Source organism: Mesorhizobium sp. Arg314 (genome assembly GCF_053714275.1).
In genome coordinates, this window is record NZ_JBSKBP010000002.1 from 216,781 (window position 1) to 243,488 (window position 26,708).

Annotated in this window: 31 protein-coding genes, 1 tRNA gene and 2 pseudogenes; 28 read left to right on the forward strand and 6 right to left on the reverse strand. The window is 61.8% G+C overall.

Annotated elements, in window-relative coordinates; genetic code table 11:
- Positions 1–32 precede the first annotated feature (32 nt).
- On the forward strand, positions 33–2,819 hold the full coding sequence (gene gyrA, locus ACWGS9_RS03100; RefSeq protein WP_454503834.1) for a DNA gyrase subunit A: 2,787 nt from the start codon (positions 33–35) through the stop codon (positions 2,817–2,819).
- A gap of 46 nt (positions 2,820–2,865) precedes the next feature.
- Here gyrA and ACWGS9_RS03105 read toward each other — a convergent pair whose 3' ends face one another.
- A complete protein-coding gene (locus ACWGS9_RS03105; RefSeq protein WP_454503835.1) occupies positions 2,866–3,018 on the reverse strand; it encodes a hypothetical protein in 153 nt (50 codons plus the stop codon).
- Positions 3,019–3,311: 293 nt separating this feature from the next.
- Between ACWGS9_RS03105 and coaD the strand changes: the two genes are divergently transcribed.
- The 8 genes from coaD (at position 3,312) to ACWGS9_RS03145 (ending at position 9,463) form a co-directional block, all read left to right on the forward strand.
- On the forward strand, positions 3,312–3,812 hold the full coding sequence (gene coaD / locus ACWGS9_RS03110) for a pantetheine-phosphate adenylyltransferase (protein ID WP_320213473.1): 501 nt from the start codon (positions 3,312–3,314) through the stop codon (positions 3,810–3,812).
- Positions 3,813–3,890: 78 nt separating this feature from the next.
- Complete coding sequence (locus ACWGS9_RS03115; protein WP_454503969.1) at positions 3,891–4,421, forward strand: peptidylprolyl isomerase; 531 nt, start codon at positions 3,891–3,893, stop codon at positions 4,419–4,421.
- Between the two features lie 30 nt (positions 4,422–4,451).
- Positions 4,452–4,964: a peptidylprolyl isomerase gene (locus ACWGS9_RS03120; RefSeq protein WP_454503836.1), complete on the forward strand. Its 513-nt coding sequence runs from the start codon at positions 4,452–4,454 to the stop codon at positions 4,962–4,964.
- Positions 4,965–4,973: 9 nt separating this feature from the next.
- A complete protein-coding gene (locus ACWGS9_RS03125) occupies positions 4,974–5,423 on the forward strand; it encodes a DMT family transporter (RefSeq protein WP_454503837.1) in 450 nt (149 codons plus the stop codon).
- Positions 5,423–6,511, forward strand: a complete 1,089-nt coding sequence (gene queA / locus ACWGS9_RS03130) for a tRNA preQ1(34) S-adenosylmethionine ribosyltransferase-isomerase QueA (protein ID WP_454503838.1) — start codon at positions 5,423–5,425, stop codon at positions 6,509–6,511. The genes ACWGS9_RS03125 and queA overlap by 1 nt, the downstream gene beginning before the upstream one ends.
- On the forward strand, positions 6,501–6,770 hold the full coding sequence (locus tag ACWGS9_RS03135) for a hypothetical protein (RefSeq protein WP_454503839.1): 270 nt from the start codon (positions 6,501–6,503) through the stop codon (positions 6,768–6,770). Before queA ends, ACWGS9_RS03135 begins: the two co-directional genes overlap by 11 nt.
- Positions 6,763–7,893: a tRNA guanosine(34) transglycosylase Tgt gene (tgt, locus tag ACWGS9_RS03140; protein WP_454503840.1), complete on the forward strand. Its 1,131-nt coding sequence runs from the start codon at positions 6,763–6,765 to the stop codon at positions 7,891–7,893. The genes ACWGS9_RS03135 and tgt overlap by 8 nt, the downstream gene beginning before the upstream one ends.
- Before the next feature lie 199 nt (positions 7,894–8,092).
- Entirely contained in the window at positions 8,093–9,463 is a 1,371-nt protein-coding gene (locus ACWGS9_RS03145) for a hypothetical protein (RefSeq protein ID WP_454503841.1), read from the forward strand.
- A gap of 42 nt (positions 9,464–9,505) precedes the next feature.
- Here ACWGS9_RS03145 and ACWGS9_RS03150 read toward each other — a convergent pair whose 3' ends face one another.
- Entirely contained in the window at positions 9,506–9,925 is a 420-nt protein-coding gene (locus tag ACWGS9_RS03150; protein WP_454503842.1) for a DUF4864 domain-containing protein, read from the reverse strand.
- A gap of 212 nt (positions 9,926–10,137) precedes the next feature.
- Between ACWGS9_RS03150 and ACWGS9_RS03155 the strand changes: the two genes are divergently transcribed.
- From ACWGS9_RS03155 to glpK, 12 genes and pseudogenes are all read left to right on the forward strand, one after another.
- A complete protein-coding gene (locus tag ACWGS9_RS03155; RefSeq protein ID WP_454503843.1) occupies positions 10,138–10,374 on the forward strand; it encodes an Lrp/AsnC ligand binding domain-containing protein in 237 nt (78 codons plus the stop codon).
- A 167-nt stretch (positions 10,375–10,541) separates the two neighbouring features.
- Positions 10,542–11,954: a circularly permuted type 2 ATP-grasp protein gene (locus ACWGS9_RS03160; protein ID WP_454503844.1), complete on the forward strand. Its 1,413-nt coding sequence runs from the start codon at positions 10,542–10,544 to the stop codon at positions 11,952–11,954.
- A gap of 137 nt (positions 11,955–12,091) precedes the next feature.
- Positions 12,092–13,033, forward strand: coding sequence for an alpha-E domain-containing protein (locus ACWGS9_RS03165; protein ID WP_320213463.1), 942 nt, complete (start codon positions 12,092–12,094; stop codon positions 13,031–13,033).
- Between the two features lie 27 nt (positions 13,034–13,060).
- Positions 13,061–13,855, forward strand: coding sequence for a transglutaminase family protein (locus tag ACWGS9_RS03170; protein ID WP_454503845.1), 795 nt, complete (start codon positions 13,061–13,063; stop codon positions 13,853–13,855).
- Positions 13,856–13,989: 134 nt separating this feature from the next.
- A complete protein-coding gene (locus tag ACWGS9_RS03175; protein ID WP_320213461.1) occupies positions 13,990–14,721 on the forward strand; it encodes a peptidase in 732 nt (243 codons plus the stop codon).
- 109 nt (positions 14,722–14,830) lie between these two features.
- Positions 14,831–16,246, forward strand: a complete 1,416-nt coding sequence (locus tag ACWGS9_RS03180; protein ID WP_454503846.1) for a pyridoxal phosphate-dependent decarboxylase family protein — start codon at positions 14,831–14,833, stop codon at positions 16,244–16,246.
- 33 nt (positions 16,247–16,279) lie between these two features.
- Complete coding sequence (locus tag ACWGS9_RS03185; protein ID WP_454503847.1) at positions 16,280–16,681, forward strand: hypothetical protein; 402 nt, start codon at positions 16,280–16,282, stop codon at positions 16,679–16,681.
- Positions 16,682–16,802: 121 nt separating this feature from the next.
- Complete coding sequence (locus ACWGS9_RS03190) at positions 16,803–17,570, forward strand: DeoR/GlpR family DNA-binding transcription regulator (RefSeq protein WP_454503848.1); 768 nt, start codon at positions 16,803–16,805, stop codon at positions 17,568–17,570.
- Between the two features lie 128 nt (positions 17,571–17,698).
- Positions 17,699–19,225 carry a glycerol-3-phosphate dehydrogenase gene (gene glpD, locus ACWGS9_RS03195; RefSeq protein ID WP_454503849.1) on the forward strand — a complete coding sequence of 509 codons (1,527 nt, stop codon included), beginning with the start codon at positions 17,699–17,701 and terminating at the stop codon, positions 19,223–19,225.
- Between the two features lie 39 nt (positions 19,226–19,264).
- Positions 19,265–19,381 (forward strand): annotated as a pseudogene (locus ACWGS9_RS03200) (ABC transporter ATP-binding protein); the annotation flags it as partial.
- Positions 19,369–20,064, forward strand: a pseudogene (locus ACWGS9_RS03205) (carbohydrate ABC transporter substrate-binding protein); the annotation flags it as partial. The pseudogenes ACWGS9_RS03200 and ACWGS9_RS03205, both read left to right, overlap by 13 nt.
- An 87-nt stretch (positions 20,065–20,151) precedes the next feature.
- Positions 20,152–21,645: a glycerol kinase GlpK gene (gene glpK / locus ACWGS9_RS03210; RefSeq protein WP_454503850.1), complete on the forward strand. Its 1,494-nt coding sequence runs from the start codon at positions 20,152–20,154 to the stop codon at positions 21,643–21,645.
- Positions 21,646–21,720: 75 nt separating this feature from the next.
- On the opposite strand, the gene ACWGS9_RS03215 is transcribed toward glpK, so the two are convergent.
- Positions 21,721–22,182, reverse strand: coding sequence for a BA14K family protein (locus ACWGS9_RS03215; protein ID WP_454503851.1), 462 nt, complete (start codon positions 22,180–22,182; stop codon positions 21,721–21,723).
- A gap of 292 nt (positions 22,183–22,474) precedes the next feature.
- Between ACWGS9_RS03215 and ACWGS9_RS03220 the strand changes: the two genes are divergently transcribed.
- The 3 genes from ACWGS9_RS03220 to ACWGS9_RS03230 all read left to right on the forward strand — a co-directional run bounded on the left by ACWGS9_RS03220 (position 22,475) and on the right by ACWGS9_RS03230 (position 23,181).
- Positions 22,475–22,550: transfer RNA gene (locus tag ACWGS9_RS03220), tRNA-Lys, on the forward strand.
- Positions 22,551–22,741: 191 nt separating this feature from the next.
- Positions 22,742–22,921, forward strand: coding sequence for a YodC family protein (locus ACWGS9_RS03225; protein WP_454503852.1), 180 nt, complete (start codon positions 22,742–22,744; stop codon positions 22,919–22,921).
- A complete protein-coding gene (locus tag ACWGS9_RS03230) occupies positions 22,918–23,181 on the forward strand; it encodes a DUF6953 family protein (RefSeq protein WP_454503853.1) in 264 nt (87 codons plus the stop codon). The genes ACWGS9_RS03225 and ACWGS9_RS03230 overlap by 4 nt, the downstream gene beginning before the upstream one ends.
- 116 nt (positions 23,182–23,297) lie before the next feature.
- On the opposite strand, the gene ACWGS9_RS03235 is transcribed toward ACWGS9_RS03230, so the two are convergent.
- From ACWGS9_RS03235 to ACWGS9_RS03245, 3 genes are read right to left on the reverse strand one after another with little or no spacing between them, the layout of a single operon-like run.
- The gene (locus tag ACWGS9_RS03235; RefSeq protein ID WP_454503854.1) at positions 23,298–23,531 is read right to left on the reverse strand and encodes a hypothetical protein; all 234 of its coding nucleotides are present in this window, start codon (positions 23,529–23,531) and stop codon (positions 23,298–23,300) included.
- Complete coding sequence (locus tag ACWGS9_RS03240) at positions 23,521–23,910, reverse strand: hypothetical protein (protein ID WP_454503855.1); 390 nt, start codon at positions 23,908–23,910, stop codon at positions 23,521–23,523. Before ACWGS9_RS03240 ends, ACWGS9_RS03235 begins: the two co-directional genes overlap by 11 nt.
- Entirely contained in the window at positions 23,907–24,164 is a 258-nt protein-coding gene (locus ACWGS9_RS03245; protein ID WP_454503856.1) for a hypothetical protein, read from the reverse strand. The genes ACWGS9_RS03240 and ACWGS9_RS03245 overlap by 4 nt, the downstream gene beginning before the upstream one ends.
- 175 nt (positions 24,165–24,339) lie before the next feature.
- Between ACWGS9_RS03245 and ACWGS9_RS03250 the strand changes: the two genes are divergently transcribed.
- From ACWGS9_RS03250 to ACWGS9_RS03265, 4 genes are all read left to right on the forward strand, one after another.
- Positions 24,340–24,546 (forward strand): helix-turn-helix domain-containing protein, encoded by a 207-nt coding sequence (locus ACWGS9_RS03250; protein WP_454503857.1) that lies wholly within the window; start codon positions 24,340–24,342, stop codon positions 24,544–24,546.
- A gap of 1,018 nt (positions 24,547–25,564) precedes the next feature.
- Complete coding sequence (locus tag ACWGS9_RS03255) at positions 25,565–25,687, forward strand: hypothetical protein (RefSeq protein ID WP_454503858.1); 123 nt, start codon at positions 25,565–25,567, stop codon at positions 25,685–25,687.
- A complete protein-coding gene (locus ACWGS9_RS03260) occupies positions 25,687–25,914 on the forward strand; it encodes a hypothetical protein (protein ID WP_454503859.1) in 228 nt (75 codons plus the stop codon). The genes ACWGS9_RS03255 and ACWGS9_RS03260 overlap by 1 nt, the downstream gene beginning before the upstream one ends.
- Before the next feature lie 450 nt (positions 25,915–26,364).
- Positions 26,365–26,604, forward strand: coding sequence for a Flp family type IVb pilin (locus tag ACWGS9_RS03265; protein WP_454503860.1), 240 nt, complete (start codon positions 26,365–26,367; stop codon positions 26,602–26,604).
- Positions 26,605–26,708: the final 104 nt, after the last annotated feature.

Consider the following 26,708-nt stretch of genomic DNA (forward strand, 5'->3'; position numbering starts at 1 on the left):
TGCAGTGATTCCCGACAGGATTGTGACCTGATTTGACCGACCAGAAGACACCGCGCGGGCCGGACGGCGGCCCCACCGGCATCGAGCCGATTTCGATCATCGAGGAGATGCAGCGCTCCTATCTCGATTACGCCATGAGCGTGATCGTCAGCCGCGCGCTGCCCGACGTGCGCGATGGCCTGAAGCCCGTGCATCGTCGCATCCTCTACGCCTCGCATGAGAGCGGCTACCATTGGAACCGCAAATATGTGAAGTCGGCGCGCCCGGTCGCCGACGTGATGGGTAAATACCATCCGCATGGCGACGCCTCGATCTATGACGCCCTGGTGCGCATGGCGCAGGACTGGTCGCTGCGCGTGCCGCTGATCGACGGTCAGGGCAATTTCGGCTCGATCGACGGCGATCCGCCGGCGGCGATGCGCTACACCGAGTCCAGGCTCACCAAGGTCGCGCATGAGCTGCTGGAGGACATCGACAAGGAAACCGTCGATTTCCAGGATACTTACGACGCGTCCGGCAGCGAGCCCAAGGTGTTGCCGGCCCGCTTCCCGAACCTTCTGGTCAACGGCTCCGGCGGCATCGCGGTCGGCATGGCCACCAACATCCCGCCGCACAATCTCACCGAAGTCTGCAACGGCGCCATCGCCATCATCGACAATCCGGCGATCGACCTGACGGCGCTGATGGAGATCGTGCCCGGCCCGGATTTCCCGACCGGCGGCATCGTGCTTGGCCGTTCCGGCATCTACAACGCCTATTCGACCGGCCGCGGCTCGATCGTCATGCGCGGCCGCGTCAATATCGAACAGCGCGGCAACGATCGTGAATCGATCATCGTCACCGAGATTCCCTATCAGGTGAACAAGGCCTCGATGATCGAGAAGATGGCCGAACTTGTGCGCGACAAGCGCATCGAGGGCATTTCCGACATCCGCGACGAGAGCGACCGCCAGGGCTACCGCGTCGTCGTCGAGCTGAAGCGCGACGCGGTCGCCGATGTCGTCCTCAACCAGCTCTACCGATTCACGCCGCTGCAGACCTCGTTCGGTGCCAACATGGTGGCGCTCAACGGCGGCAAGCCGGAAGTGATGACGCTGATCGACATGCTGAGGGCCTTTGTCGGCTTTCGCGAGGAGGTCGTCAGCCGTCGTACGAAGTATCTGCTGCGCAAGGCGCGCGAGCGGGCGCATGTGTTGGTCGGTCTGGCGATTGCCGTCGCCAATATCGACGAAGTGATCAAGCTCATCCGCACCGCGCCCGATCCGCAGACGGCGCGCGAGCAGTTGATGGAACGGCGCTGGCCGTCTCACGACGTCGCGCCGCTGATCCAGTTGATCGACGATCCGCGCCACCGCATCAACGAGGACGGCACCTACAATCTCTCCGAGGAGCAGGCGCGCGCCATCCTTGAACTGCGCCTGCAGCGCCTGACCGCGCTCGGCCGCGACGAGATCGCCGACGAGTTGAACAAGATCGGCGTTGAGATCGTTGATTTCCTTGATATTTTATCGTCTCGCGCACGCATCCAGAAGATCGTCAAGGACGAGCTGGTCGCGGTCCGTGACGAGTTCGGCACACCGCGCCGCACGGAGCTGACCGACGGCGGTTCGGATATGGAAGACGAGGACCTGATCCAGCGCGAGGACATGGTCGTTACCGTCAGTCACTCCGGCTACATCAAGCGCGTGCCGCTTTCGCTCTACCGGGCGCAGCGCCGCGGCGGCAAGGGCCGCTCCGGCATGTCGACCAAGGAAGAGGATTTCGTCACCCGGCTGTTCGTGGCCAACACGCATACGCCGGTGCTGTTCTTCTCCTCGCGCGGCATCGTCTACAAGGAAAAGGTCTGGCGGCTGCCGATCGGCAACCCGCAGTCGCGCGGCAAGGCGCTGATCAACATGCTCCCGCTCGAGCAGGGCGAGCGCATCACCACGATCATGCCGCTGCCCGAGGACGAGACAAGCTGGGGCGAGCTCGACGTGATGTTCGCCACTACGCGCGGCACGGTGCGCCGCAACAAGCTGTCCGACTTCGTCCAGGTCAACCGCAACGGCAAGATCGCCATGAAGCTGGAGGAAGAGGGCGACGAGATCCTCGGCGTAGAGACCTGCACCGACAATGACGACGTGCTTCTGACGGCGAATTCGGGCCAGTGCATCCGCTTCTCGGTCGGTGATGTGCGCGTCTTCCAGAGCCGCAATTCCGTCGGCGTGCGCGGCATAACCATGGCCGAGACGGACCGCATCATCTCGATGTCGGTGATCGAAAATGTCGATGCGTCACCCGCCGAGCGCGCTGCTTATCTTAAACGCGCGGCGGCGGAGCGCCGGCTTGCCGCTGGTGCCACGGGCGACGAAGAGGAGATCGCGCTGACCAATGAAGAGGTCGGCGAGGAAGCCGAGCTCTCCGAGGAGCGCTATGAATTCCTCAAGGCGCATGAGCAGCTTGTGCTGACGGTGACCGAGTATGGCTACGGCAAGCGCTCGTCGTCCTACGATTTCCGCCTGACGGGGCGCGGCGGCAAGGGCATTCGTGCCACCGACGTGTCGAAAGTGACCGAAATCGGCCGTCTGGTCGCGACCTTCCCGGTCGGCAATGACGATCAGATCATGCTGGTTTCGGACGGGGGCACGGTCATCCGCGTGCCGGTCAACGGCATACGCTTCGCCAGCCGCGCCACCAAAGGCGTGACGATCTTCAACACGGCAGAAGGCGAGAAGGTTGTCTCGGTGGAGCGGATTTCGGAGCCGCAGTCGGACGAGGAGGCCGAAGACGTCGCTTCGAGCGAGACTGGCACCGACGATGCGGGCGAGGGGGAATAGGATTTAGTCTAAGCTTCACCGGCCCTCTGGGCCGGTGCGATCATGGTCAGTAACGACGATAGACGTTGCGTCGGGCGAAACCATCGAGCCGCTTGGTGTTGGCCTTGACGCGCACTCGCGCTGCTTCCTGATGCAACCCGAATGCAGTCGCGATCAGCATCACGATGGTCATTGCGGTGGCAAGCATGTAGATCAGCATTTGCGTGTTCTCCTGCATCTTACAACGATGAGATGGGGATTTGGTTTCACCCCTTGAAGCGGCAAACTAGTGAACGCTGCGTGAAGCGTTCGTGATCGTCGCATTCATCTGTCGTTCATCGGCGCGAAAAGGTTCACGGCTAGAGCGGCTCACCGTTTCATGGAAACGGCGAGCCGCTCTATCTCTTTGTTTTGCCGCAATTCCGAACGGAAAACCGCTCACACTTTTCCTGGAATTGCTCTAGGCAATCGATGGGATTTGCCTTTGTTTGAGAGGCTCGCTAGAAGCCTGCCATGACCGAACGCACCGCCCTTTACGCAGGCTCCTTCGACCCGCTGACCAATGGCCATCTCGACGTGCTCAAGGCGTCGCTGGCGGTGGCCGACACCGTCTATGCGGCGATCGGCATTCATCCGGGCAAGAACCCGTTGTTTTCCTTCGAGGAACGCGTGAAGCTGATCGACGCGGCGACCAAGGCCGAGTTCGGCCGCGACGGCGATCGCATCAAGGTCGTTTCCTTCGACGGGCTGGTCATCGACGCGGCCCGCAAGCACGGCGCTTCGATCATGATCCGGGGGCTGCGCGACGGCACCGACCTCGATTACGAGATGCAGATGGCCGGCATGAATGAGACGATGGCGCCGGAATTGCAGACGGTATTTCTGCCTGCGAGCCCTTCGGTGCGCACCATTACCGCCACACTTGTGCGCCAGATAGCGTCAATGGGCGGCGACATTCGCCCATTCGTGCCGGCGGCCGTTGCCGGCGCTCTCACCGCCAAGTTCACCAAATAGCCTTTCCCGGAGATCCCCATGCAGCTGAAGAAGCTCGCTTCGTTCCTTGTCGTGCTTGCCGGCCTTTTCGCGGCATCCATGCCGGCCGTTGCCGCCGACAAGGAAAACACCATGATCATCACGCTGAAGGATGGCGACGTGACCATCGCGCTGCGTCCCGATCTGGCACCCAAGCATGTCGCGCAGATCAAGAAGCTGGTGCGTGACGGCGCCTATGACAATGTCGCCTTCCACCGCGTCATCGACGGCTTCATGGCCCAGACCGGCGACGTCAAATTCGGCAACATGAAGAAGGGTTTCAACCCCGAAGCCGTCGGCACCGGCGGTTCCGACCTGCCCGACCTGCCGGCCGAATTCTCGCAGAGCGAGCAGTTCACCCGCGGCGTTCTCGGCATGGCTCGTTCGCAGGATCCGAATTCGGCCAACTCGCAGTTCTTCATCATGTTCGCGCCGGCGCCGAACCTCGATGGCCAGTACACCATCGTCGGCAAGGTGGTCGGCGGCATGGACCTCGTCGACAAGATCAAGAAGGGCGACGAGGCCGACAACGGCACGGTCACCGACCCCGACCGCATGATCAAGGTTCGCATCGCCGCCGACGGCAAGTAACTTCCTCAGTTTTCAAAAAGGATTTCTGACATGGCTGACATCAAGGACCGCGAGAACGCGCTCATCATGGAAACGACCAAGGGCCAGGTCGTCATCGAAATGTATCCCGAGCTGGCGCCCGGCCACGTCGCCCGCATCAAGGAGCTGGCGCGTGAAGGCGCTTATGACGGCGTGGTGTTCCACCGCGTCATCGACGGCTTCATGGCACAGACCGGCGACGTCAAGTTCGGCAATTCCTCGAAGCCCACATTCGCCCCGTCCCGCGCGGGCATGGGCGGCTCGGACAAGCCGGACCTAAAGGCAGAGTTCTCCAACGCCAATCACGGCCGCGGCGCCTGCTCGATGGCACGCGCCCAGAACCCGAATTCGGCGAACTCGCAGTTCTTCATCTGCTTCGACGATGCTGCCTTCCTCAACCGTCAGTACACGGTGTGGGGCCAGGTCATCGAAGGCATGGAGAATGTCGACAAGATCAAGCGCGGCGAGCCGGTTCAGGATCCCGACAAGATCGTGTCGCTGAAAGTCGCGGCCGACGTCAAGTAAAGGCAAAGGATGATGGGCGCAGTCTGGTCCCTGCTTGGCATCCTGTCCGGCGCCTTCATCGCCATACAGGCGCCGATCAACTCGCAATTGGCGCGCGGCCTCGGCCTTCCGGTCGCGGCCGCGGCGTTCTCCTTCCTGTCGGGCGCCATCGTCCTTGGCATCATTGCCTTCGCGGTGGTGAAGCTGCAAGGCATCGCGCTCGACTGGAAGGCGCCGGCGCCCTGGCTGTTCATCGCCGGTGGCATGCTCGGCGGTTTTTACGTGACGCTGTCGACGATCCTCACGCCGCGCATCGGCGCGGCTGCGCTCATGGCCTTCCTGGTCGCCTGGCAACTGCTCGCCGGCATGCTGATCGACCGCGCCGGTTTCCTTGGCGTCGCGGTGCGCGAAATATCGCTTGGCCGCGTCGCCGGCGCCGTGCTGCTGCTAGCCGGGGCGCTGCTCATCCGGCTCTACTGATGCGCGTCGACCTGTTCGACTTCGACCTGCCGGAGGAGCGCATCGCGCTTCGCCCGGCGGAGCCGCGCGACAGTGCCAGGCTGCTGGTTGTCAAACCGGGCGAAACGCCACAGGACCGCACCGTCAGCGATCTGCCGTCGCTGCTGCGCGAAGGCGACGTGCTGGTGTTCAACGACACCAAGGTCATTCCGGCTCAGCTGAAAGGCATCCGCAGGCGTGGCGAGGCAATGGCGCAGGTCGAGGCGACGCTTCATATGCGCGTGGCGCCGGACCGCTGGCAGGCCTTCATGCGGCCGGGCAAGCGCATCGCCGCCGGTGACCGCATCCATTTCGGCCATGACGCCAATTCGTGCTTTCTCGGCCAGCTCGACGCCACGGTGATCGAAAAGGGCGAGGCGGGCGAGGCGCTCCTCGGCTTCGACGTTTCCGGACCGTTCCTCGACGAGGCGCTGCACGCCGTCGGCCACATTCCGTTGCCGCCCTATATCGCCTCGAAGCGCGATGATGACGAGCGCGACCGCAGCGACTACCAAACCATCTATGCCAGGGACGAGGGCGCGGTCGCGGCCCCGACCGCCGGCCTACATTTCACGCCGGAGCTGTTTGCCGGGCTCGACGCCAAGGGTGTCGAGCGCCGTTTCGTCACGCTGCATGTCGGCGCCGGCACCTTCCTGCCGGTGAAGGCCGACGACACGGCCGATCACAAGATGCATGCCGAGACCGGCTTGGTGAGTCCCGAGACTGCGGAGGCGCTCAACGCGGCCAAGGCACGGGGAGGCCGCGTCATCGCTGTCGGCACGACATCGCTGCGCCTGCTGGAGAGCGCGGCGCGCGAAGACGGCAGGATCGAGCCCTGGTCCGGACCGACCGACATCTTCATCACGCCGGGCTATCGCTTCCGCACGGCCGATATGCTGATGACCAATTTCCACCTGCCGCGCTCGACGCTGTTCATGCTGGTCTCGGCCTTCAGCGGGCTGGAGACGATGCGTTCTGCCTATGCGCATGCCATCGAGAGCCGCTACAGGTTCTATTCCTATGGCGACGCCAGCCTGCTTTACCGAGCGGAGACGAGCGATGGACGATGATCTCGACAGCATGGACCGCAACAGCCTGATTGCTGAGGTGAAGAAGCTGCGCGCCGGCATCCGCGTGCATCGCGACACGACCGGACATGATCTCTGTTGGCATCACCCCGACCTCTGGGGCCTGCTGCCGGAAAAGACCGAGCCGGCGATCGCGGTGCCGCCATGGCCGAAATTCATGCGCGGCTGCATCCGCTACCGGCAGTCGCTCGACGAGCAGGCGCCCGGTGCGCCGGTGCACGACAAGGAATTCAATGGCTGAGAATTTCTCCTTCAAGCTCACCGCCACCGACGGCAGGGCGCGGCGCGGCCTGGTGTCGATGCCGCGCGGCGAGATCCGCACGCCGGCCTTCATGCCGGTGGGCACCGGCGGCACCGTCAAGGCCATGTATATGGACCAGGTGCGCGGGGTCGGCGCCGACATCATCCTCGGCAACACCTACCACCTGATGCTGCGGCCCGGCGCCGAGCGCGTGGCCAGGCTTGGCGGCCTGCATGAATTCGCGCGCTGGCCCTATCCGATCCTGACCGACAGCGGCGGCTTCCAGGTCATGTCGCTGTCGAAGCTCAGGAAACTGACCGAACACGGCGTCACCTTCCGCTCGCATATCGACGGCGCGCCCTACGAAATGTCGCCGGAGCGGTCGATCGAGATCCAGGGGTTGCTTGATTCCGACATCCAGATGCAGCTCGACGAATGCACAGCGCTCCCGGCCAAGGCCAACGAGATCGAGCGCGCCATGGAATTGTCGCTTCGCTGGGCCGAGCGCTGCAAGACGGCGTTCGGCGACCAGCCGGGCAAGGCGATGTTCGGCATTGTCCAGGGCGGCGACAGCGCGGCCTTGCGCGTGCGTTCGGCGCAGGCGCTGAAGGCGATGGACCTGAAAGGCTATGCCGTCGGCGGGCTCGCGGTCGGCGAGCCGCAATCGGTGATGCTGGAGATGCTCGACATCACCTGCCCGGAACTGCCGGCCGACAAGCCGCGCTACCTGATGGGCGTCGGCACGCCGGACGATATCCTGAAATCGGTGGCACGCGGCATCGACATGTTCGACTGCGTGATGCCGACCCGCGCCGGCCGCCATGGCCTGGCCTACACGCGCCGCGGCAAGGTCAATCTCAGGAACGCCCGCCATGCCGACGATCCGCGGCCGCTCGACGAGGAAAGCGATTGCCCGGCCGCGCGTGATTACTCGCGAGCCTATCTGCATCACCTGGTGCGCTCGCAGGAGGGGCTCGGCGCCATGCTGCTGACCTGGAACAACCTGTCCTACTATCAGAAGTTGATGCAGAACATCCGGGCAGCCATCGAGGCGCAGGCTTTTGAAGCGCGCGCCGCCAAGATCACGGAAGGCTGGACGCGGGGCGATATCCCCGCCCGCTGAGCGGCTGCAGGCCTCGGCTGCGCATGTGCGAACTATTTTGAAACGACTGCGACTATACAGATTGCCGGGATGATATCAGGCAAAGGCGGAGACCTTGCTCATCTCGGGACAAGCCGCAGCGTCAGGCGAGGCAAAAACCAACCGCGCAAGCGGCTCTTCTGAGCCCGTTGCTGCCGCCCAACAATGGTCAGGAGCGGTATTGCTGGCTGTCGCGGCCGTCGGGGTGGTGGGCCTCGTCCTGCGGCTGCTCGGCGCGCGTGGTGATCTCTGGTTGGATGAGATCTGGAGCCTGGTGCTGCTTGAGCCGCTCACCTCGATCGACCAGATATTCTGGCGCGTAAATCACGACAACAATCATTTCCTCAATTCGATCTACCTCTATTTGATCGGACCCGATGCCTCGCCATTGCTTCAGCGCGGGCTGTCGATAGCGCTCGGTGTCGGCGCTGTCGTTGCCGCGGGGGCGGCTGCTCGCGGCCGGTGGGCCGCTGTCGCCACAAGCCTGCTGTTCGCCATCAGCTATCCGATGGTTCACTACGGCTCGGAAGCGAGAGGCTATGCCGGCCTGGCGTTGTTCACGCTTCTTGCCGTCGTGTTGCTGGAGCGCTGGCTCGACAAACGGGGTTCGGGCACCGCGTTCGGGGCGATCGTCCTCCTCGGATTTCTGTCTCATCTCATCATGGTGGAAACCGTGGCCGTCCTGGTAGCCTGGACCGCCTGGCTCATCTGGCGGCGCACCGGCAGCTTCGAGCGTGTCAATGTCGAGCTCGGTCAGATTTTCGCGCCGGCCTTCCTGGCTGTGCTGCCGCTCGCCGCCTGCATGCTCGTTGGCAGGCTGCTGTTTGGCTTCAGGATCGGTGGCGCCTTGCCATTCTCGCTTCAGGCCTTCGCGCAGGGCTATGGCGGAATGATCCGCTATCTGTTCGGCGTGCCGGATTGGATCGGCGACTGGGCCTGTATTGTCGCCGCATGCGCCCTTGTCTGCGTCTGCGCCGCAATATGGCGCGACCGGCGGGCCAGCCTCTACCTCATCGGGATCGTCGGATTGCCCATCGTCATGGCAATGGCGCGACTGCCCAATGCCGAATTCCAGCGTTACTTCCTCGTTCCCGCGACATTGATGTTGCTGTGGGCGGGCGAGTTGCTTGGGCGTGGTTTCGCCGCCGGGGGCAAGTACCGGGTGTTGGCGGCGGCTGCGATGGTGGCAATCCTTGCCGGCACGACGACGCTTCTGCTGCCATTCTATGAATATGGACGGGGATCCTACGCCACGATGGTCGACAAAATGACGCGCGACGGCACGGCGGACTATGCTACCAACCAGGAATTCCGGACCGTCATGATCGTCGACTATTTTGCCAAACGCCTGGGACGCCAGGCATCGTTTGTCGCGAAGGACAAGATATGTGACGTCCGTCCGTCCTGGCTGATCCTCGAAGGCGCCATCGACCGGCAGCCGCAACATGTCGATGCCGTGCCGGACTGCAGGCCGGCCTATGAGCGTGTCGACGCCTCGACGAGCTGGGGTCTTTCAGGCCTGGGCTGGACGCTGTATCAGCGCCGGGATTGAGTGCGGACCCAGTCCGGACGTCACACGCTTTTCCGTGATTGCTCAAGTGCTGACCGAAGTCGAGGCCCGCAGGCTGCAGCCGGTGATCTTGAAACTGCCGTCAGGCTGCTGCTGCAGCGTATAGACCGCTTCATAGTCCTTGCCGTCGGGTCCGACGATCAGCACCTGCTGGATGATCGAACCGGGCCCGGTCTGCTCGACCTTGCCGAATGAGTAGGATTGGGGCTTGCGCACCGGCGCGTAGCCGTTGGTCACCATGTTCATGAAGGTGTCGACGGTCGGAAAGATCTGCTTCACGTTCGGCGCGGCGAAACTATAGGCGGTGGCGCCGTCATTGGCGACGAAGGCCTTCAACTGGCTGTCTATGACGGTCTGGGCGGCCTTGATCTCGGCATCGCCGGCGAAGGCAAGCGAGGCTATCAACATTGGAACAAGGGCTAGTGCGAACAAAGCGCGGCGCATGGGTTGCCTCCCGGAATTCGCTTGGCGAACGCAATCTAACATACGCTTCTCGACATGGCATGGTTTCACCGACCTGCGAAGATTTCGCCATTTCGGCGCCACGGGGCGGGATCAGGCACTCTTTGAGGCGCGCCGCGCGTGGTGCTTGAAAGCCGGGCGGCAGTCTGCCACAAGGGCCGCTCATTTATGAAGCAGGCTGGCAGGACCGGGCAATGAAGGCATTTTTCGTGCAGATTAAATGCGATCTGGGCAAATCCTATGAGGTCGCCAGCGCGCTCGCCGATGCCGAGATCGCCTCCGAGATCTACTCGACCGCCGGCAATTTCGACCTGCTCGCCAAATTCTATATCGATGACGAGGAGGACGTCGGCCACTTCGTCAACGAACGGGTGCAGGTTCTGCCCGGAATCAAAGACACTTTCACCATCGTCACCTTCCGGGCGTTCTGACCGCATGGCGATGCCCCGCCGGGAAGCAGGAGCTGACCGGGCCATGCCGCTCATGCCTTAAATTTAGGCAATTTGCGTAGAGTGGCCGCCGCGGCTTCCTAAATCACCGATTGCTCTTGATTTTCTCCGGCGAGGCCAGTGAAATGGTCTCAGAGGGGAGTACGCGATTGGCAGCGTTCGACGAAATGCTTCCGGAAGTCTCCGGATTGAGAAGACCTTATGAGGCTTACGATCGCTGGCTGAAGGAGCAGGACCCAGCCAGGCTCACCGAGAAAATGCAGGACGCCGAGCGCGTCTTCCGAAAGACTGGCATTACCTTTGCCGTCTATGGCGAGCAGGAAGCTTCCGAGCGGCTGATTCCTTTCGACATTGTGCCGCGCATCCTCTCCGGCCAGGAATGGCGCCGGCTGACGCAGGGCATCGAGCAGCGCGTGCAGGCGCTGAACGCCTTTCTCGACGACATCTACCACCGCCAGGAGATCCTGCGCGCCGGACGGGTGCCGAGGGACCTCGTCGCCAAGAACGAGGCGTTTCTGCCCGAGATGATCGGCGTCAGACCGCCGGCAGGCGTTTACACCCACATCATCGGCGTCGACATCGTGCGCATCTCGGAGAACGAGTTCTACGTGCTGGAGGACAATGCCCGCACGCCATCGGGCGTCTCCTACATGCTGGAGAACCGCGAGACGATGATGCAGCTCTTTCCGGAGCTGTTCCAGAAGATCAAGGTGCGGCCGGTCGAGAACTATCCGCAGCTCCTGCGCCAGTCGCTCGCCGCGGTGCGCCCGCAAAGCACCAAGGGCACGCCGACCATCGCCGTGCTGACGCCTGGTTCCTACAACTCGGCCTATTTCGAACATGCCTTCCTCGCCGACCAGATGGGTGTGCAACTCGTCGAAGGGCAGGATCTGCGTGTCGTCGACGGCCATGTCGCGATGCGCACGACCGAAGGCTACAAACAGATCGACGTGCTCTACCGGCGCGTCGATGATTCCTTCCTCGATCCGCTGACCTTCCGGCCGGACTCGGCACTTGGCGTGCCGGGCATCATGGATGTCTACCGCGCCGGCAACATCACCATCGCCAACGCGCCTGGCACCGGCATTGCCGACGACAAGGCGATCTATTCCTACATGCCGGAGATCGTCGAGTTCTACACCGGCCGCAAGGCGATCCTCGGCAACATCCCGACCTGGCGCTGCTCGGAAGCGGACAGCCTCAAATATGTGCTCGAGCACATCCACGAACTCGTCATCAAGGAAGTGCATGGCTCCGGCGGCTACGGCATGCTGGTCGGCCCGGCGGCGACCAAGAAGGAATGCCAGGAGTTCGCCAAGAAGCTGCATGCAAAGCCTTCGAACTACATCGCCCAGCCGACGCTGGCGCTGTCGACCTGCCCGATCCTGACCGAAAAGGGCCTGGCGCCGCGCCATGTCGACCTTCGGCCCTATGTGCTGGTTTCCGACCGCATTCAGATCGTGCCGGGCGGCCTGACCCGCGTCGCTCTCAAGGAGGGATCTCTGGTGGTCAATTCCTCGCAGGGCGGCGGGACGAAGGATACCTGGGTGTTGGATGATTGATGCGAGTGAGCAGGGAATAGTCAGTAGTCAGTAGTCAGTAGTGAAAGAGGGGAAGCGCATGCCATATTCCATTGAAATCCGACTAGTCACTAGTCACTACTCACTATTCCCTACTCACTAGCCCGAAGGGCGTTCACATGCTTCTCGGCCGCACCGCCAACGGTCTCTACTGGATGAACCGCTATATCGAGCGGGCCGAAAACATGGCGCGCCTCGTCGATGCCGGTCTGCGCATGGCGCTGACGCGCACTCAGAGCGCGTCGGAGGAATGGAACTCGGTGCTGCTCAGTGCCGGCTCGGACATCGCCTTCAGCCAGAAGTATCAGGACTACACCGCAGCCAACGTCTCCGACTTCCTGCTGCGCGACACCTCGAACCCGTCGAGCACGATGTCGTCGATCGAGACGGCGCGCAACAATGCCCGCATGGTGCGCACGGCGCTGACGCGCGAGACCTGGGAAAGCATCAACGAAGCCTGGATGTCGCTGAAGCGTATGCTTGCGAGGCCGATCGACGAACGCGACCTGCCGACGGTGCTCGATGCCATCAAGCGCGAGACAGCGCTGATCCGCGGTTCGTTCTACGGCACGATGCTGCGCAACGAGATTTTCGATTTCTCGCAGCTCGGCACCTATGTCGAGCGCGCCGACAACACGGCGCGCATCCTTGACGTGAAATATTATGTGCTCTTGCCTTCGCTGTCCTGGGTCGGCTCGACGCTGGACAACTACCAGTGGGAGTCGATCCTGCGCTCGGTGTCGGCGCACCGCTCCTATCGCTGGGTTTATGAAGCCGACTATAAGCCGACGAATATTGCCGACTATCTGATCCTCAATGTTCGCATGCCGCGCTCGCTGACCTTCTGCTACCGCTTTCTCGGCGAGCACCTGAAATTCCTCGCCGATGATTATGGCGAACGCCATGCCTGCCACGGCACGGCCGAAAAAATCCAGGCGCTACTCAAGAAGGGTTCGATCAAGGACATATTCGATCACGGCCTGCACGAGTTCCTGGCCGAGTTCATTCGCGACAACACCAGGCTGGGCGACGAGATCGCCCAGGATTATCGTTTCTTCTGACCGTGCGCTGACACCGAGGCGGGCACCATGCGGCTCAAGATAACCCATCGCACCGAGTACCATTACGATGCGCCGGTGCAGTATCTGCTGCAGCGGCTGCGCCTGCTGCCTTCCAGCGGGCGCACGCAGACCATCGGCTCGTGGGCGATCAAGGTCGAAGGCGCGCGCGAGGAGGCGCGCTTTATCGACCATTTCGGCAACGAGACGCGGCTGATGAGCGCCGAGAGCGGCCACAGCGCAATCACTGTCGAGGCTATGGGAGACGTGACCACGCATGACACGGCAGGCGTGACGGGTCCGCATCAGGGCTTTGCGCCGCTCTGGCTGTTCGGGCAGCAGACGCCGCTCACCACCGCCGGCGAGGGCATACGTGAATTGGCCGGTACGATCGGGCAGGGCACCGAGATCGAGCGGCTGCACGCGCTGATGGGCGCTATCGGCGAGCGCGTCGCCTACAGACCGGGCACGACCAGCGTCGTGACGCCGGCGGAGGAGGCCCTGGCGCTGAAATCCGGCGTCTGCCAGGACCACAGCCACATCTTCGTGGCCGCCGCGCGCGTGATGGGTTTTCCCGCACGTTACGTCAGCGGCTATCTGATGATGGACGCCGCTGTCGAACAGGCGGCGAGCCATGCCTGGGCGGAGGTCCATGTTTCCGGGCTCGGCTGGGTTGCCTTCGACCCGGCCAACGGCATCTCGCCTGACGAGCGCTATGTGCGGGTGGCGACGGGACGCGACTATCGCGACGCTTCGCCGGTGTCGGGGATAGTGCTGGGCCAGGCGGAAGAGAAGCTTGCCGTCACCGTCACGGTGGAGCAGTAATCTCCGCAGGAATCGATAGAGCGGTTCAGCGTTTGATAGAATCGCCGAACCGTTCTATCTCATTGTTTCTACGCAATTCCGGACGGAAAACCGCTACACACTTTTCCTGGAATTGCTTTAGCAGAAGAGAGACCATGACCTATTGCGTCGGCCTCAAGATCGATCGCGGGCTCGTGTTCATGTCGGATACGCGTACCAATGCCGGCATGGATTCGATCTCGACCTTCAAGAAGATGCATGTCTGGGAGCAACCGGGCGAGCGGGTGATTGTGCTGATGTCGGCCGGCAACCTTGCCACGACGCAGGCGGTCGTCAGCCTGCTCGACGAGCGCAACAAGGCGATCGGCGAGCGGCATGAGAAATTGCTCGAGACGCCCTCCATGTACCAGACGGTGCGGCTGGTCGGGGATACGGTCAAGGAAGTTATCGCGCATGCGTCGCCGGATGGCGAGAAGGCGGATTCCTATTTCAATGCCTCCTTCATTCTCGGCGGCCAGATCAAGGGGAGCCCGCCCAGGCTGTTCATGATCTACCCCGAGGGCAATTTCATCGAATCGACCGACGACACGCCGTTCTTCCAGATCGGCGAGACTAAATACGGCAAGCCGATCATCATCCGAGCCTATGATCGCGCGATGAGCCTGGCCGAGACCGTGAAACTGCTGCTGGTCTCGTTTGACTCGACGCTGAAGTCGAACCTGTCGGTCGGCCTTCCGCTCGACCTTTTGTTCCTGGAACAGGACACGTTGAAGGTCGGCCTGAAGAAACGTATCGGTCGGGACGATCAGTACTATCTCGCCATTTCCGAGGGCTGGTCGAACGCGCTCAAGACGGCTTTTGCCAGCCTGCCGGATTTTCCAGGGTAGCGCAGGCCGGGCGAAATTGCCGGCCATTGCCTCGACGTATTTAACATGTTAATCAAAATCTGAGGCGATCCGACTGGTCAGCGCGTCCGGCAAGCCGTTTGGAGGAAGCATGGACAATGACGAATTCCGCGACTGGTCGAGGCGGGCGGCCGATTGGGGCGTCGATTATCGTGCCGGTCTGCGCGACCGACCCGTGCGGCCGGCCATCGCGCCGGGCGAGATTTTCAGGAGCATAGAGACCTCGCCGCCCGAAATGCCTGAGCCGATGGAAAAGATCTTCGCCGATTTCGAAGCGAAGATCGTGCCGGGCATGACGCATTGGCAGCATCCGCGCTTCTTCGCTTATTTCCCGGCCAATGCAGCGCCGGTTTCGGTCGTGGCGGAATATCTTGTCTCGGCGATGGCCGCGCAGTGCATGCTGTGGCAGACCTCGCCGGCGGCGACCGAGCTCGAGATGCGCATCGTCGACTGGATGCGCCAGGCGCTTGGCCTGCCGGAAGGCTTTTCCGGCGTCATCCAGGATTCGGCCTCGTCGGCGACGCTTGCTGCGGTGCTCACCATGCGCGAGCGGACGCTCGACTGGCAGGGTAACAAGAAGGGGCTGGCCGGGCAGGGCAGGCTCCGCGTCTATTCCTCCAACCAGGTCCACACCTCGATCGACCGCGCCATCTGGGTCTCCGGCATCGGTGAGGAAAACCTCGTCCGCGTCCCGGTTAGCGGACGCTTCTGCGCGATGGACACGGCGGCGCTGGAGGCCGCCATCGTCGCCGACCGCGAAATGGCGCTTCTGCCAGCGGGCATCATCGCCTGTGTCGGCGGCACCAGCACCGGCGGCACAGACGACATTGCGGCGGTGGCCGCGATTGCGAAGCGGCACGGGCTTTACCTGCATGTCGACGCCGCCTGGGCTGGGTCGGCGATGATCTGCCCGGAATACCGGCATTTCTGGACCGGCGTCGAAGACGCGGATTCCATTGTTTTCAACCCGCACAAATGGCTGGGCGCGCAGTTCGATTGCTCGATCCAATTCGTGCGCCAGCCGGGAGACCTCGTGCGCACGCTGGCGATCAAGCCGGATTATCTGAAGACGCGCGGCCATGACGGCATCATCAACTATTCGGAATGGTCGGTGCCGCTCGGGCGCCGCTTCCGCGCGCTGAAACTCTGGTTTCTGCTGCGTGCCCATGGCCTTGAAGGTTTGCGCAACATGATCCGCAACCATGTCGCCTGGAGCGAAGGGCTTGCCGCGCGCCTGGCCAAGGAAGCGGATTTCGAGCTTGTCACCGAACCCATGCTGTCGCTGTTTTCGTTCCGGCATCGCGCGACGCCCGGCGCGGATTTGGACGAGCACAATCTGCGCCTGGTCGACGCCATCAATGCCGATGGCCGGATCTATCTCACGCAGACGCGGGTCGATGGGCGGGTCGCCATCCGCTTCCAGGCCGGCCAGTTCGATTCGACTGCAGCGGATGTCGATGCGGCCTTCAGTGTCATCTGCGAATGTGCAAGATCGCTCGCATCCTGAGATAGCTGTCGAACCGCGGCCGGGGAGAAGATCGTGACCGTCGGCGAAGCTGCGGCGCAAAATCTGACAGGCGTCTGGAATAGCCGCTATTTCTATCCGCGCGAGCTGGCGCCGGGCTCCTTCGTTGCGACGCTTTTCGAGACGGCATCCCGTCTGACGGGAACGACCCACGAACCCGCCGGTCCGGCCGGCAGCGCCTTGCGTTATGCGGCGTTGGAGGGGCGGCGCGACGGCAGGGCGGTTGTTTTCGTGAAAACCTACGCCAATGCCGGATCGCATGTGCAGCCGATCGACTACAGCGGACGCCTGAACGGCGATGCCACCGAGATCGAAGGGACCTGGCGTATCCGCGGGAACTGGTCGGGCAGGTTTCTGATGATCCGCTCACCGGGCAAGGCCGCTTCCGCCGAGCGCAAGGTGGCGGAGCGCGTCTGATACCTGGTGTGGGCGGCGTGTTGATTGCGGCCGCCCGAAATTTTCATTAGCCGACCGGTTGCCTTTTCACCGCTTTCGTTTTCTCGTATAGAGGGGAAAAACGAAAACGAGAGGATGCGCGATGTTTCTTTCGCCACGCCACGCCGAAATCATCCAGATGGCGAAAGACCATGGCCGGGTGCTGGTCGATGACCTAGCGACGCATTTCAACGTAACGCCGCAGACCATCCGCAAGGACCTCAACGACCTGTGCGATCAGCGCCTGCTGACCCGCATCCATGGCGGCGCGCTGTTCCCGTCCGGCATCGAGAACATGGAGTATGAGGCGCGGCGCAAGATTGCCGCCGACGAGAAGGAAGCGATCGGCGGCGCGGCGGCGAGGCTGATCCCGGACAACGCCTCGCTGTTCATCAATATCGGCACCACGACGGAGGCCGTCAGCAAGGCGTTGCTCGACCATAACGGGCTTATGATCATCACCAATAACATCAATGTTGCCAATAGGATGCGTATCTATCCTACGATCGAGGTGGTGATCGCCGGCGGTGTGGTGCGCGGCTCCGACGGCGGCATTGTCGGCGAGGCGGCCGTCGATTTCATCCGCCAGTTCAAGGTCGATTACGCCGTCATCGGCGCCTCGGCGATCGACCATGACGGCGCGCTGCTCGATTTCGATTTCCGCGAGGTGAAGGTGGCGCAGGCCATCATCGCCAATGCCCGCCATGTCATTCTGGTCTCCGACCGGACCAAATTCGAGCGCATGGCGCCGGTTCGGATCGGTCATCTTTCGCAGGTGAATACCTTCATCACCGATCGTTGCGAGATACCCTCGATCCGCAAGATCTGCGAGGAGACCGAGGTCCGGCTGATCGAGACAGCGCTCGAATAGGGCTCGTATTCAGAGTTGTCTCACGCATCTGTGATATTTCGTTTGACATTCGGATTGAGTTCGAAATAATCCCGCCACGGTTTCGTAAAACACAAAAATGGTGCAATGCGAAATCGTTGGAGGATTCCTTGGACGCATCTCCGATCCATGACATTTTCGTCATAGGCGGCGGCATCAATGGCTGCGGCATAGCCCGCGACGCCGTTGGTCGCGGATTTTCGGTATATCTCGCCGAGATGAACGATCTCGCCAGCGGAACCTCGTCAGGCTCGACCAAGCTCATCCATGGCGGCCTTCGCTATCTCGAATTCTACGAGTTCCGGCTCGTGCGCGAAGCGCTGATGGAGCGCGAGGTTCTGTGGAAGAACGCGCCACATATCATCTGGCCGATGCGCTTCGTGCTGCCTTACGCCAAGGGCCTCCGGCCTGCCTGGCTGATCCGGCTCGGACTTTTCCTCTACGATCATATCGGCGGGCGCAAGCTGCTGCCGGCGACGAAGACGCTGGACATGGCCAGCGATCCGGCAGCCAAGCCGCTCAAGCCATTGTTCCGCAAGGCTTTCGAATATTCTGACGGTTGGGTCAATGACGCGCGCCTGGTGGCGCTGAACGCCCGTGACGCCGCCGACCGGGGCGCCATTGTCCGCACCCGCACCAAGGTCGTCAGCGCGCGGCGCGACGGCGCGCTTTGGACCGTGAAAGTACAGAATGTGCTTACCGGTGAAACTGAAGAGGTTCGCGCGCGGCTTCTCGTCAACGCCGCCGGCCCGTGGGTCGATCACGTGCTGCAGACCGCCGTCGGCCAGAACGAAGTCCACAATGTCCGCCTCGTGCAGGGCAGCCATATCGTCGTCAGCAAGAAGTTCGACGATCCGCGCGCCTATTTCTTCCAGAACAAGGATGGCCGCATCATCTTCGCTATTCCTTACGAGGAAGAATTCACGCTGATCGGCACCACCGACCGCGACTATCCTGGCGATCCGCATGAGGTGAAGATCTCCGATGCCGAAATCGACTATTTGTGCGCCGCGGCAAGCGAATATTTCGCGCAACCCGTGACGCGCTCCGACATCGTCTGGACCTATTCGGCGGTGCGCCCGCTCTATGACGACGGCGCCTCCAAGGCGCAGGAGGCGACGCGCGACTATGTGCTGAAGGCCGATGGCGGGGAGGGCGCGGCCCCCTTGGTCAACGCCTTCGGCGGCAAGATCACGACCTTCCGCCGGCTGGCGGAATCGATGCTGGAGAAGATCGAGGGTTTTCTCGGCAAGCGCGGCAAGCCTTGGACGCATGACGCGCCGCTGCCGGGCGGTGATTTTCCGGCGACCGGTTTCGATGCCCAGGTCGCCAGGCTGAAGAGCACCTATCCGTTCCTCGACCAGCGGCTGGCGCGCCGGTTCACCCGGCTTTACGGCACGCGCGCGGAAAAGCTGCTCGGGCTCGCCAAGTCGAATGCCGATCTCGGCCGCAATTTCGGAGCCGACGTTTTTGAAGCGGAAGTTCGCTATCTGGCTGAAAACGAATGGGCGGTCACCGCCGAGGACGTGCTGTGGCGCCGCACCAAGCGCGGCCTGCATTTCAGCCGTGAACAGACGGCGGCACTGGAAGAATTCATGCGCGGACTGAGCAGCCGCCATGTCGCTGCGGCGGAATAAGGATCGACCGCTGTTGCGCAAGGCCTGGGAGGAGGCGTGATGCTGGAACTGAGGAACGTGACCAAGACGGTCGGCGCGCAGGAGCACATCCGCGACGTGTCGCTGACGCTTCAGCACGGCACTCTGAACGTTCTCCTCGGGCACAAATCTTCTGGTACACGGCCTTCACCGCCGACATGGTCAAGCCCGGCCTGCCGGTCGTGAACGATGACGGCACGCCGAAATGGCGCGTCGCTCCGTCGCCGCATGGCGTCTACTGGAAGGACGGCATGAAGCTCGGCTACCAGGACGCCGGTTCGTGGACGCTTTTGAAGTCGACCCCGACCGACCGCGCGAAGGCCGCCTGGCTTTACGCGCAGTTCGTGGTGTCGAAGACGGTCGACGTGAAGAAGAGCCAGGTGGGTCTGACGTTCATCCGCGACTCCACCATCCATGACAAGAGCTTCACCGACCGGGCACCGAAGCTCGGCGGCCTGATCGAGTTCTACCGCTCGCCGGCGCGCGTGCAGTGGACCCCGACCGGCACCAACGTTCCGGACTATCCGAAGCTGGCGCAGCTCTGGTGGCAAAACATCGGCGACGCGTCGTCCGGTGCGAAGAGCCCGCAGGAAGCGATGGATTCGCTCTGCGCCGACCAGGAGAAGGTGCTGGAACGCCTGGAGAAGTCGGGCGTGCAGGGCGATATCGGACCGAAGATGGCCGAGGAGCACGATCTCGACTACTGGAACAAGGAGGCCGTCTCGAAGGGCAACCTTGCACCACAGCTCAAGGTCGAGAACGAGAAGGACAAGCCGATCACCGTCAATTATGACGAGCTGGTCAAGAGCTGGCAGAAGTAACAACCGACGCGAGCCGCAAAGTTCGCAAAGGAATGCAGGGGAGGCGGTTTGGCCGTCTCCCCTGTTGCATAAGGTGGAGGAAGCGGAATGGGCGGTTTTGTGCTGGCCATCGACCAGGGAACGACATCGACCCGGGCTATCCTGTTCGACGACAAGATGAAAGTCGCCGGCACCGGCCAGCAGGAATTTGCGCAGCACTATCCGGCCTCCGGCTGGGTCGAACATGATCCGGAGGACATCTGGGCAAGCGTTCTCGCCACGGTGAAGGCGGCGCTGAAGGCTGCCGGCCGCACGGCATCGGACGTGGCTGCGATCGGCATTACCAACCAGCGCGAGACCGTCGTCATCTGGGACAGGGCGACCGGCAAGCCGATCCATAATGCGATCGTCTGGCAGGACAGGCGCACGGCACAGCTCTGCCAGAAGCTGAAGAAGCGGGGGCTGGAGAAAAAATTCACAAAGAAGACCGGCCTGCTGCTCGATCCATATTTCTCCGGCACCAAGATCGCCTGGATGCTGGACAAGGTGAAGGGCGCGCGCAAGCGTGCCGAGAAAGGCGAACTGCTCGCCGGCACCATCGACAGCTTCCTGATCTGGCGGCTGACCGCTGGCCAAGTGCACGCCACCGATGCCACCAACGCCTCGCGCACACTGGTCTACAACATCGAGAAGAATGTCTGGGACGACGAGCTGCTTTCGATCCTGAACATACCGGCTGCGATCCTGCCGCAGGTGAAAGACTGCGCCGATGATTTCGGCGTCACCGCAAAGAGCTTGTTCGGGGCCGAGATGCGGATCCTAGGCGTTGCCGGCGACCAGCATGCGGCGACGATCGGCCAGGCCTGCTTCGCACCCGGCATGATGAAATCCACTTACGGCACCGGCTGTTTCGCGCTGCTCAACACCGGCGCCGACCTGGTGCGCTCGAAGAACCGGCTGCTCACCACCATCGCCTACCGGTTGAACGGCAGGACCACCTATGCGCTGGAAGGTTCGATCTTCATCGCGGGGGCCGCCGTGCAGTGGCTGCGTGACGGCATCAAGGTGATCGGCAAGGCCGACCAGAGCGGCGCGCTGGCGGCGACCGCCGACCCGGCGCAGCAGGTCTATCTGGTGCCGGCCTTCGTCGGGCTTGGCGCGCCGCATTGGGACGCGGACGCCCGCGGCGCCATCTTCGGCCTGACGCGCAATTCAGGCCCGGCCGAGTTCGCGCGCGCGGCTCTCGAATCCGTGGCCTTCCAGACGCGCGACCTGCTCGACGCCATGCGCAAGGATTGGAAAGGCGCCTCCGCCAAGACGGTGCTTCGCGTCGACGGCGGCATGGTGGCCTCCGACTGGACCATGCAGCGGCTAGCCGACATTCTCGATGCGCCGGTCGACCGTCCTACGATCCTGGAGACGACCGCCTTGGGCGCGGCATGGCTGGCGGGATCGAAGGCCGGCGTGTGGCCGAAGGCAAAGGAATTCGCCAAGAGCTGGGCGCTCGAACGGCGCTTCAAGCCTGAGATGGATACAGCGACGCGCTCGGCGAAGCTGGCCGGCTGGCGCGACGCCGTGCGCAGGACTTTGAGTGCGAACTGAGATAGGAAATAGAGAGAGCCCGTGACACGTGAGGCACGGGCTCAGTCAACGGCCTTGGGTACTGACCGGAGGCCGTCAGTAGGGCGAAACGCACTGCTGACGCGGGCCGTTGTAAGGCTGGAAGGTGTTGTCCGAGGCGCGGTATGAGCGGTAGCGGTCATAGCACCATTGGACATGCGAGTTGCCGCGATAGACACGGTTGTTCTCGCTGTTGACGATAGCGCCGGTGATCAGCGCGCCGGTGGCGAAAGCAGCAAGCGGGAACCAATAGTCGCCATGACGGCGATAGCCGTGGCGATATTCGCGATAGCCGCGATGGCCGTTCCAATACATGCCGTCATTGCGCGAGAAACGCGGTTCACCACGCCAGTGGTTATGTCTCCAGCGGAAATCGCGCTCCGCGACCGTCTGGATGTCGGACGAAGCCGGCGAAGCCTGTGGGATGAACACCTGCGCGGCATTGGCAGGCACTGCCGCGGCGGCGGCGAACGAAACCGACAGTGTGGCGGCAAGCAAGCCCGACACGATCTTTTTCATGCTCTTCTCCTCGAACGGATGGTTGACGTCCCTTGTGCCGGAGAAACGGGCTGGAGGTTGCAACGGTTCCCGAATGGATCTCAAACCATTGTTATTGTAGAGGTTTCTGAAATATCCGAGGCTTTCAAAGCAGGCGGTCTGGCGTGTGCCCCGTCATTCCCGGAAACCTCCGAGCGACCTCGCGGAAACCCCGGCAAGATCGGCCTCGGACGGCATCTTTTTCCGGTTGACCGGCCGCACCACTCTCCCTATGTTCCGCGCAATTTCGAGGGCGGCATTTCCGAGCCCGCGGGAGCGCGTAGCTCAGCCGGTAGAGCAACTGACTTTTAATCAGTAGGTCTCGGGTTCGAACCCCGACGCGCTCACCAAAAACCAAGCAAAATCAGATAGTTGCTAGAGGTGAGCCCGTGTTTCTGTGTCCGTCAAAAATCCGTGTCCGCACTATGTCCGGAAAAGTCCGGGACCCGAAGCCACTAAACGGTCGCAGTGCCAATTGCGATATGAAGTTCACCGGGCTAGTAGAGCTTCGTCGTTTTCATTCTTACGGAGGGTAATACCAATGGCTTTCAAAGTCGGCGATGTTGTTATGCTTAAGTCTGGCGGGCCGAAGATGACGATAACAGACCCTGCGCCTGGTGGTGGCGATCGCGTTGGCACAATGTCGTTCGCAGGTGCGAAACGAGAGGGTGGTTTGTTTCCAATCGATGCGATCGAACCGGTGTCGGCCGAAAAGAAATGACGCCGGCGGAAGGTGCCGAGCTGATGCTCGCAATGTTCAACGAGCATGGCTGGCTCTCCCAGGACGATGCGGCCAACCGGCTTTACGAGGAAGCGGACGAGGACTGCATATACTTCAATGCCAACGGCAACATTGCGATCAAGGCTGAAGTGCTGGCGGCATTCAAAAAGCTGACGCCCGATGCGGTGTGGCTGCGCGGATCTCGATTGTGGCGACCTCGCCAAGAAGGCGATGAGGCAGGTCGCCAGCAGCCTTGGTGAAAGAAAAAGGCCCGGTAGCCGAAAAGGCCGCCGGGCCGAAGTAGGGATGTCACTCTCAACGAGGACGGCTTAGCTTTAGCATGTGCTTGGCAATGCACGGAAGCACCATGCGGAATTTATGCCGCGTCCTTTTTGTTAAGGTGGTCTCTCAACGGTTTGAGAACGTCCTGTGCATAGATCAGCACATAGGCGATCGAGGCCATTTCGTCTTTCGAGACGTTCGACGGGTCGGCCTCGAATGCGTTGATAGCGAGCCGGACAACGCGGAGCAGATCGAGCGCACGATCCATCACGTCAACGGCCTCATTGCCAGTGTACTGCTTGTCGAGAATGAGGCGTTCAACGGCCATCTTCGTTGCCTCCCTCGATAAAGCCGGGGAAATCGCGCTCGGCGTGGTCTTCCTCAAGCTCGTCGCTGTCATGCGGCTCGTCGTTGATATCGCCGCCGTGCTCGTCCTCTAGCTCCCGGTCGTCATAGGCGCTGCCGCGACCGTCAAGGAACACACTGCTGAGGGTCTTGGGGCCACGCTCTCCCCAGCCAAGCCACGGTTCGGCATCGGCCCCGTCTTCAAGGTCGCAATCGATCTCCATGAGGTCGAGCGCAGTGATTAAGGCCGTAGCCTTGTCGAAGAGCGCGTTGAGTTCCTTTTCGATGGCCTGCCGCCATGTGCGGGGATCAACGCCGTCCGGTATGCCGAAGGGCTTTAGGCTTCTAACAACGGCGTTCATGAGCGCAGCACTTTTGTCATGACCAGGATACAATCGGTATCGCTGCCGATTCCGATCTTGCAGGGAACGCCATGAAGGTCGGTCATCGCCTGGAGAAGCGCCTCTGCGGCTCTCCAAACATTGTCGGCCTTCTCTTGAAGTGTCAGCGCTGCCGTAGCCACGGGAAGCGCCGTAGCGCCCGCTATGCCAGGCACGGACGCTATTGCGCCAACAAGCATAGCGCGGCGGGAAAATCTCCCGGTGATGATCTGCATTCCCTCGACGCCGGGCATAGCTTCGCCGGCAGCCGGAACATGGGTGTTCGGCATGGTGTGTTTCCTTGGAAAAGTTGTTACACTGTGATAGATTACTTTGTGTCTGGTGTTAATGTCAACACACAGTGATAACTAGTCAGCACAGGGTGATAATTTGACGCCTTCTCAAATGCGAATGGCGCGGGCCGCGCTAAAGATCGGCGTGCGCGACTTGGCGGAAATGGCGAGCGTCACGACTGCCACCCTGACGCGCTACGAGAACGAGCGCGGAGGCATGCATGCTGACACCAGAGACAAGGTGAAGCGCGCCCTCGAAGCGGCCGGCGTTGAGTTCATTCCCGAGAATGGCGGCGGCGCCGGGGTAAGGCTGCGGAAGTCATGAACAGGTAGTCTGGGATTTCAACCATCATCGTCGCCCTTGTCGGAGCTGCTGTCCCTACACCACCCAAGCGCCCGCGCGTCTTAAGGTTTTCCTGTGGCTAGGTGCCACCGGGGATATATCGTTCTACACAATCCCCAATTGGTGGACTCGCGCGATATATCGGCAGCTAGTGCGTCTCCCGTCAGGCCAGAAGGAGGGCAATGCCTGCGGAATCCGGGAGGAAACGATGTCTGCGAAAAAAGAAGACTATCGAACGAACAGAGCCGACTATCTGCTTGCCGCGAAGAAAAGTCGACGGACCGCTGATGATGATTGCAGTGAGATACTGGCAAGGGAGATGTGCCTAAGAGACTGGCGCTTAGCCGCATTGGCCGCAAATCCGTGTGTCAGTTTGCCGGAGCCGAGGAGGCCAAACCGCCCTGTTCCGTAAGACAGACCCCATCAAAAAACACCCGCTGCATGTGGCATGGCGCAGCGGGTGTTTAGTTTTGGCAACTAGACTGGCGCGAAAGGGACTCAACAGCACCAGTCCGGAAACACAATGCAATGCCGAGCTATAATGTTTCATGCTCGGGACCTATGCGCTGCGCGATGCGACTTCAGTCCCGCTCATCCGCGGTCGATTTTGCTGGATTGGATTGTGCGGAAGTAAAGCCCCAGCGCTGAGGGGGGATCGGCGCTAGGGCTCTTTGGGCATGTACGCTGTACCGGGCATGACCTAACGTTAGGTTGCGCTCATATGGTGAACGAAGGGTGAAAGAGCTGCCGCGAATATTAGCAGTCGCTTGGCGAAGCCGCCCGCCGCGCCAGACTCATAGCATGGCGAAGGGCGCAATAAACATCGGTGACGAGGTTGCGATCACGGCTACGGTGCGCCGCCGGGTCACCGATGACCGCGTAAGCGTTTCGATCCCGTCCTATGGCTTCCCGCATTCGATCATAGACCGCACGTCTAAGGTGAAAAAGGGCCAGCCAATGGAACTCATCGGCGACGTCACCCATATCGATGGCGAGTGGGGTGACGGTGAATCTCGGCGTGCCAGTGACGGTGAACATGGATACGCTCAGGCTGGTGACCGCCTATAAGCCGCCCGACGAGGAAAAGGCCGCTGATGGACAAGGCGACATGAGCCATCGCTAATGGCTGGTGCGATGACGCCATATCGAGGGGGGATTCACAGATTCCAGGTTTCGATTTATGGTTGCGACATGGAAACGGTTTTCGATGACATTTCCAGCGCCCTCAGAGAGCCCCGCACAGACGTTTGGGGCAAAGCCCGCGTCTTCGCTCTAGGCTTTGCCGGCATGCTTCTCCTTGGCGTTGCAATCGGGCTCGGCATAGGCATCGGCATGGCTATTGCCGGGTGAGCCCGATAATCAAAGGCGCATTGATAATCGCAGCGGCAATCGTGGTCGCCACCGCCCTGGTCATCTACTTCGGCCCGTATCAATCGTGCGTGCGGGAGCTACGCGTGTCGAATCCTTCCCCGGCAGCCACTTGCGCCAACCTGATCAGGTAAGCGCACTGCCTGAGCGGCGCGAATAACCGGATATATTCTCGATCGGACCTTCAGCCTGTCATCAATCGCCTAACGTGCGCCTATTCGGCTCAAAGTTAATTGGGACAAATTTGCATTGTCTTTCAGCACCTTACGGGTAAAGCGGCGTGATGGTTCCAGGCGGGTCACAGTTAATGAATTGCTAATTTTCCTTTGACTCCAAGACCCTACAAGCAAAGGATTGGTTGCAGGGACCGAGGGATGAGCATCTTCAGGGGCACCTCCGTCCGGGTTTGTACGGGTTAATAGGGGAGTTCACATGACGAAGCTTATGGACATTGTTTCGCAGTTCCGCACTGACGAAAGTGGCGCGGCAATGGTCGAATATTCGATCCTGGTCGGCATCATCGCCGGCGCGGCTATCCTTGCGATTGTCGCAATCGGCCTCTGGGTCAGCGGACGCTTTGGCGGCCTCTGCGACATTCTGAACGGCAAGGGCTCGACCGCTGTCGCGGGCACGAACGGCACCTGCGTCAAGGGCACCGGCGCCGGTAGCTGATATTTCCTGACGCTTGCTCGGGTCGAAAGGCCCGAGCTTAGCCAGTCACGTCCTCCGTCGATAGAACCCGAAGATGACGTGAGCGGGAGGGCCGGCACAATATC

Bases quoted from the DNA above. Each gene is read 5' to 3' on its own strand.
- ACWGS9_RS03105 (WP_454503835.1), bottom strand. From the start codon at position 3,018: ATGCTGATCTACATGCTTGCCACCGCAATGACCATCGTGATGCTGATC.
- coaD (WP_320213473.1), top strand. From the start codon at position 3,312: ATGACCGAACGCACCGCCCTTTACGCAGGCTCCTTCGACCCGCTGACC.
- ACWGS9_RS03115 (WP_454503969.1), top strand. From the start codon at position 3,891: ATGCCGGCCGTTGCCGCCGACAAGGAAAACACCATGATCATCACGCTG.
- ACWGS9_RS03120 (WP_454503836.1), top strand. From the start codon at position 4,452: ATGGCTGACATCAAGGACCGCGAGAACGCGCTCATCATGGAAACGACC.
- ACWGS9_RS03125 (WP_454503837.1), top strand. From the start codon at position 4,974: ATGATGGGCGCAGTCTGGTCCCTGCTTGGCATCCTGTCCGGCGCCTTC.
- queA (WP_454503838.1), top strand. From the start codon at position 5,423: ATGCGCGTCGACCTGTTCGACTTCGACCTGCCGGAGGAGCGCATCGCG.
- ACWGS9_RS03135 (WP_454503839.1), top strand. From the start codon at position 6,501: ATGGACGATGATCTCGACAGCATGGACCGCAACAGCCTGATTGCTGAG.
- tgt (WP_454503840.1), top strand. From the start codon at position 6,763: ATGGCTGAGAATTTCTCCTTCAAGCTCACCGCCACCGACGGCAGGGCG.
- ACWGS9_RS03150 (WP_454503842.1), bottom strand. From the start codon at position 9,925: ATGCGCCGCGCTTTGTTCGCACTAGCCCTTGTTCCAATGTTGATAGCC.
- ACWGS9_RS03155 (WP_454503843.1), top strand. From the start codon at position 10,138: ATGAAGGCATTTTTCGTGCAGATTAAATGCGATCTGGGCAAATCCTAT.
- ACWGS9_RS03165 (WP_320213463.1), top strand. From the start codon at position 12,092: ATGCTTCTCGGCCGCACCGCCAACGGTCTCTACTGGATGAACCGCTAT.
- ACWGS9_RS03170 (WP_454503845.1), top strand. From the start codon at position 13,061: ATGCGGCTCAAGATAACCCATCGCACCGAGTACCATTACGATGCGCCG.
- ACWGS9_RS03175 (WP_320213461.1), top strand. From the start codon at position 13,990: ATGACCTATTGCGTCGGCCTCAAGATCGATCGCGGGCTCGTGTTCATG.
- ACWGS9_RS03180 (WP_454503846.1), top strand. From the start codon at position 14,831: ATGGACAATGACGAATTCCGCGACTGGTCGAGGCGGGCGGCCGATTGG.
- ACWGS9_RS03190 (WP_454503848.1), top strand. From the start codon at position 16,803: ATGTTTCTTTCGCCACGCCACGCCGAAATCATCCAGATGGCGAAAGAC.
- glpK (WP_454503850.1), top strand. From the start codon at position 20,152: ATGGGCGGTTTTGTGCTGGCCATCGACCAGGGAACGACATCGACCCGG.
- ACWGS9_RS03215 (WP_454503851.1), bottom strand. From the start codon at position 22,182: ATGAAAAAGATCGTGTCGGGCTTGCTTGCCGCCACACTGTCGGTTTCG.
- ACWGS9_RS03225 (WP_454503852.1), top strand. From the start codon at position 22,742: ATGGCTTTCAAAGTCGGCGATGTTGTTATGCTTAAGTCTGGCGGGCCG.
- ACWGS9_RS03230 (WP_454503853.1), top strand. From the start codon at position 22,918: ATGACGCCGGCGGAAGGTGCCGAGCTGATGCTCGCAATGTTCAACGAG.
- ACWGS9_RS03235 (WP_454503854.1), bottom strand. From the start codon at position 23,531: ATGGCCGTTGAACGCCTCATTCTCGACAAGCAGTACACTGGCAATGAG.
- ACWGS9_RS03240 (WP_454503855.1), bottom strand. From the start codon at position 23,910: ATGAACGCCGTTGTTAGAAGCCTAAAGCCCTTCGGCATACCGGACGGC.
- ACWGS9_RS03245 (WP_454503856.1), bottom strand. From the start codon at position 24,164: ATGCAGATCATCACCGGGAGATTTTCCCGCCGCGCTATGCTTGTTGGC.
- ACWGS9_RS03250 (WP_454503857.1), top strand. From the start codon at position 24,340: ATGGCGCGGGCCGCGCTAAAGATCGGCGTGCGCGACTTGGCGGAAATG.
- ACWGS9_RS03260 (WP_454503859.1), top strand. From the start codon at position 25,687: ATGGCTGGTGCGATGACGCCATATCGAGGGGGGATTCACAGATTCCAG.
- ACWGS9_RS03265 (WP_454503860.1), top strand. From the start codon at position 26,365: ATGACGAAGCTTATGGACATTGTTTCGCAGTTCCGCACTGACGAAAGT.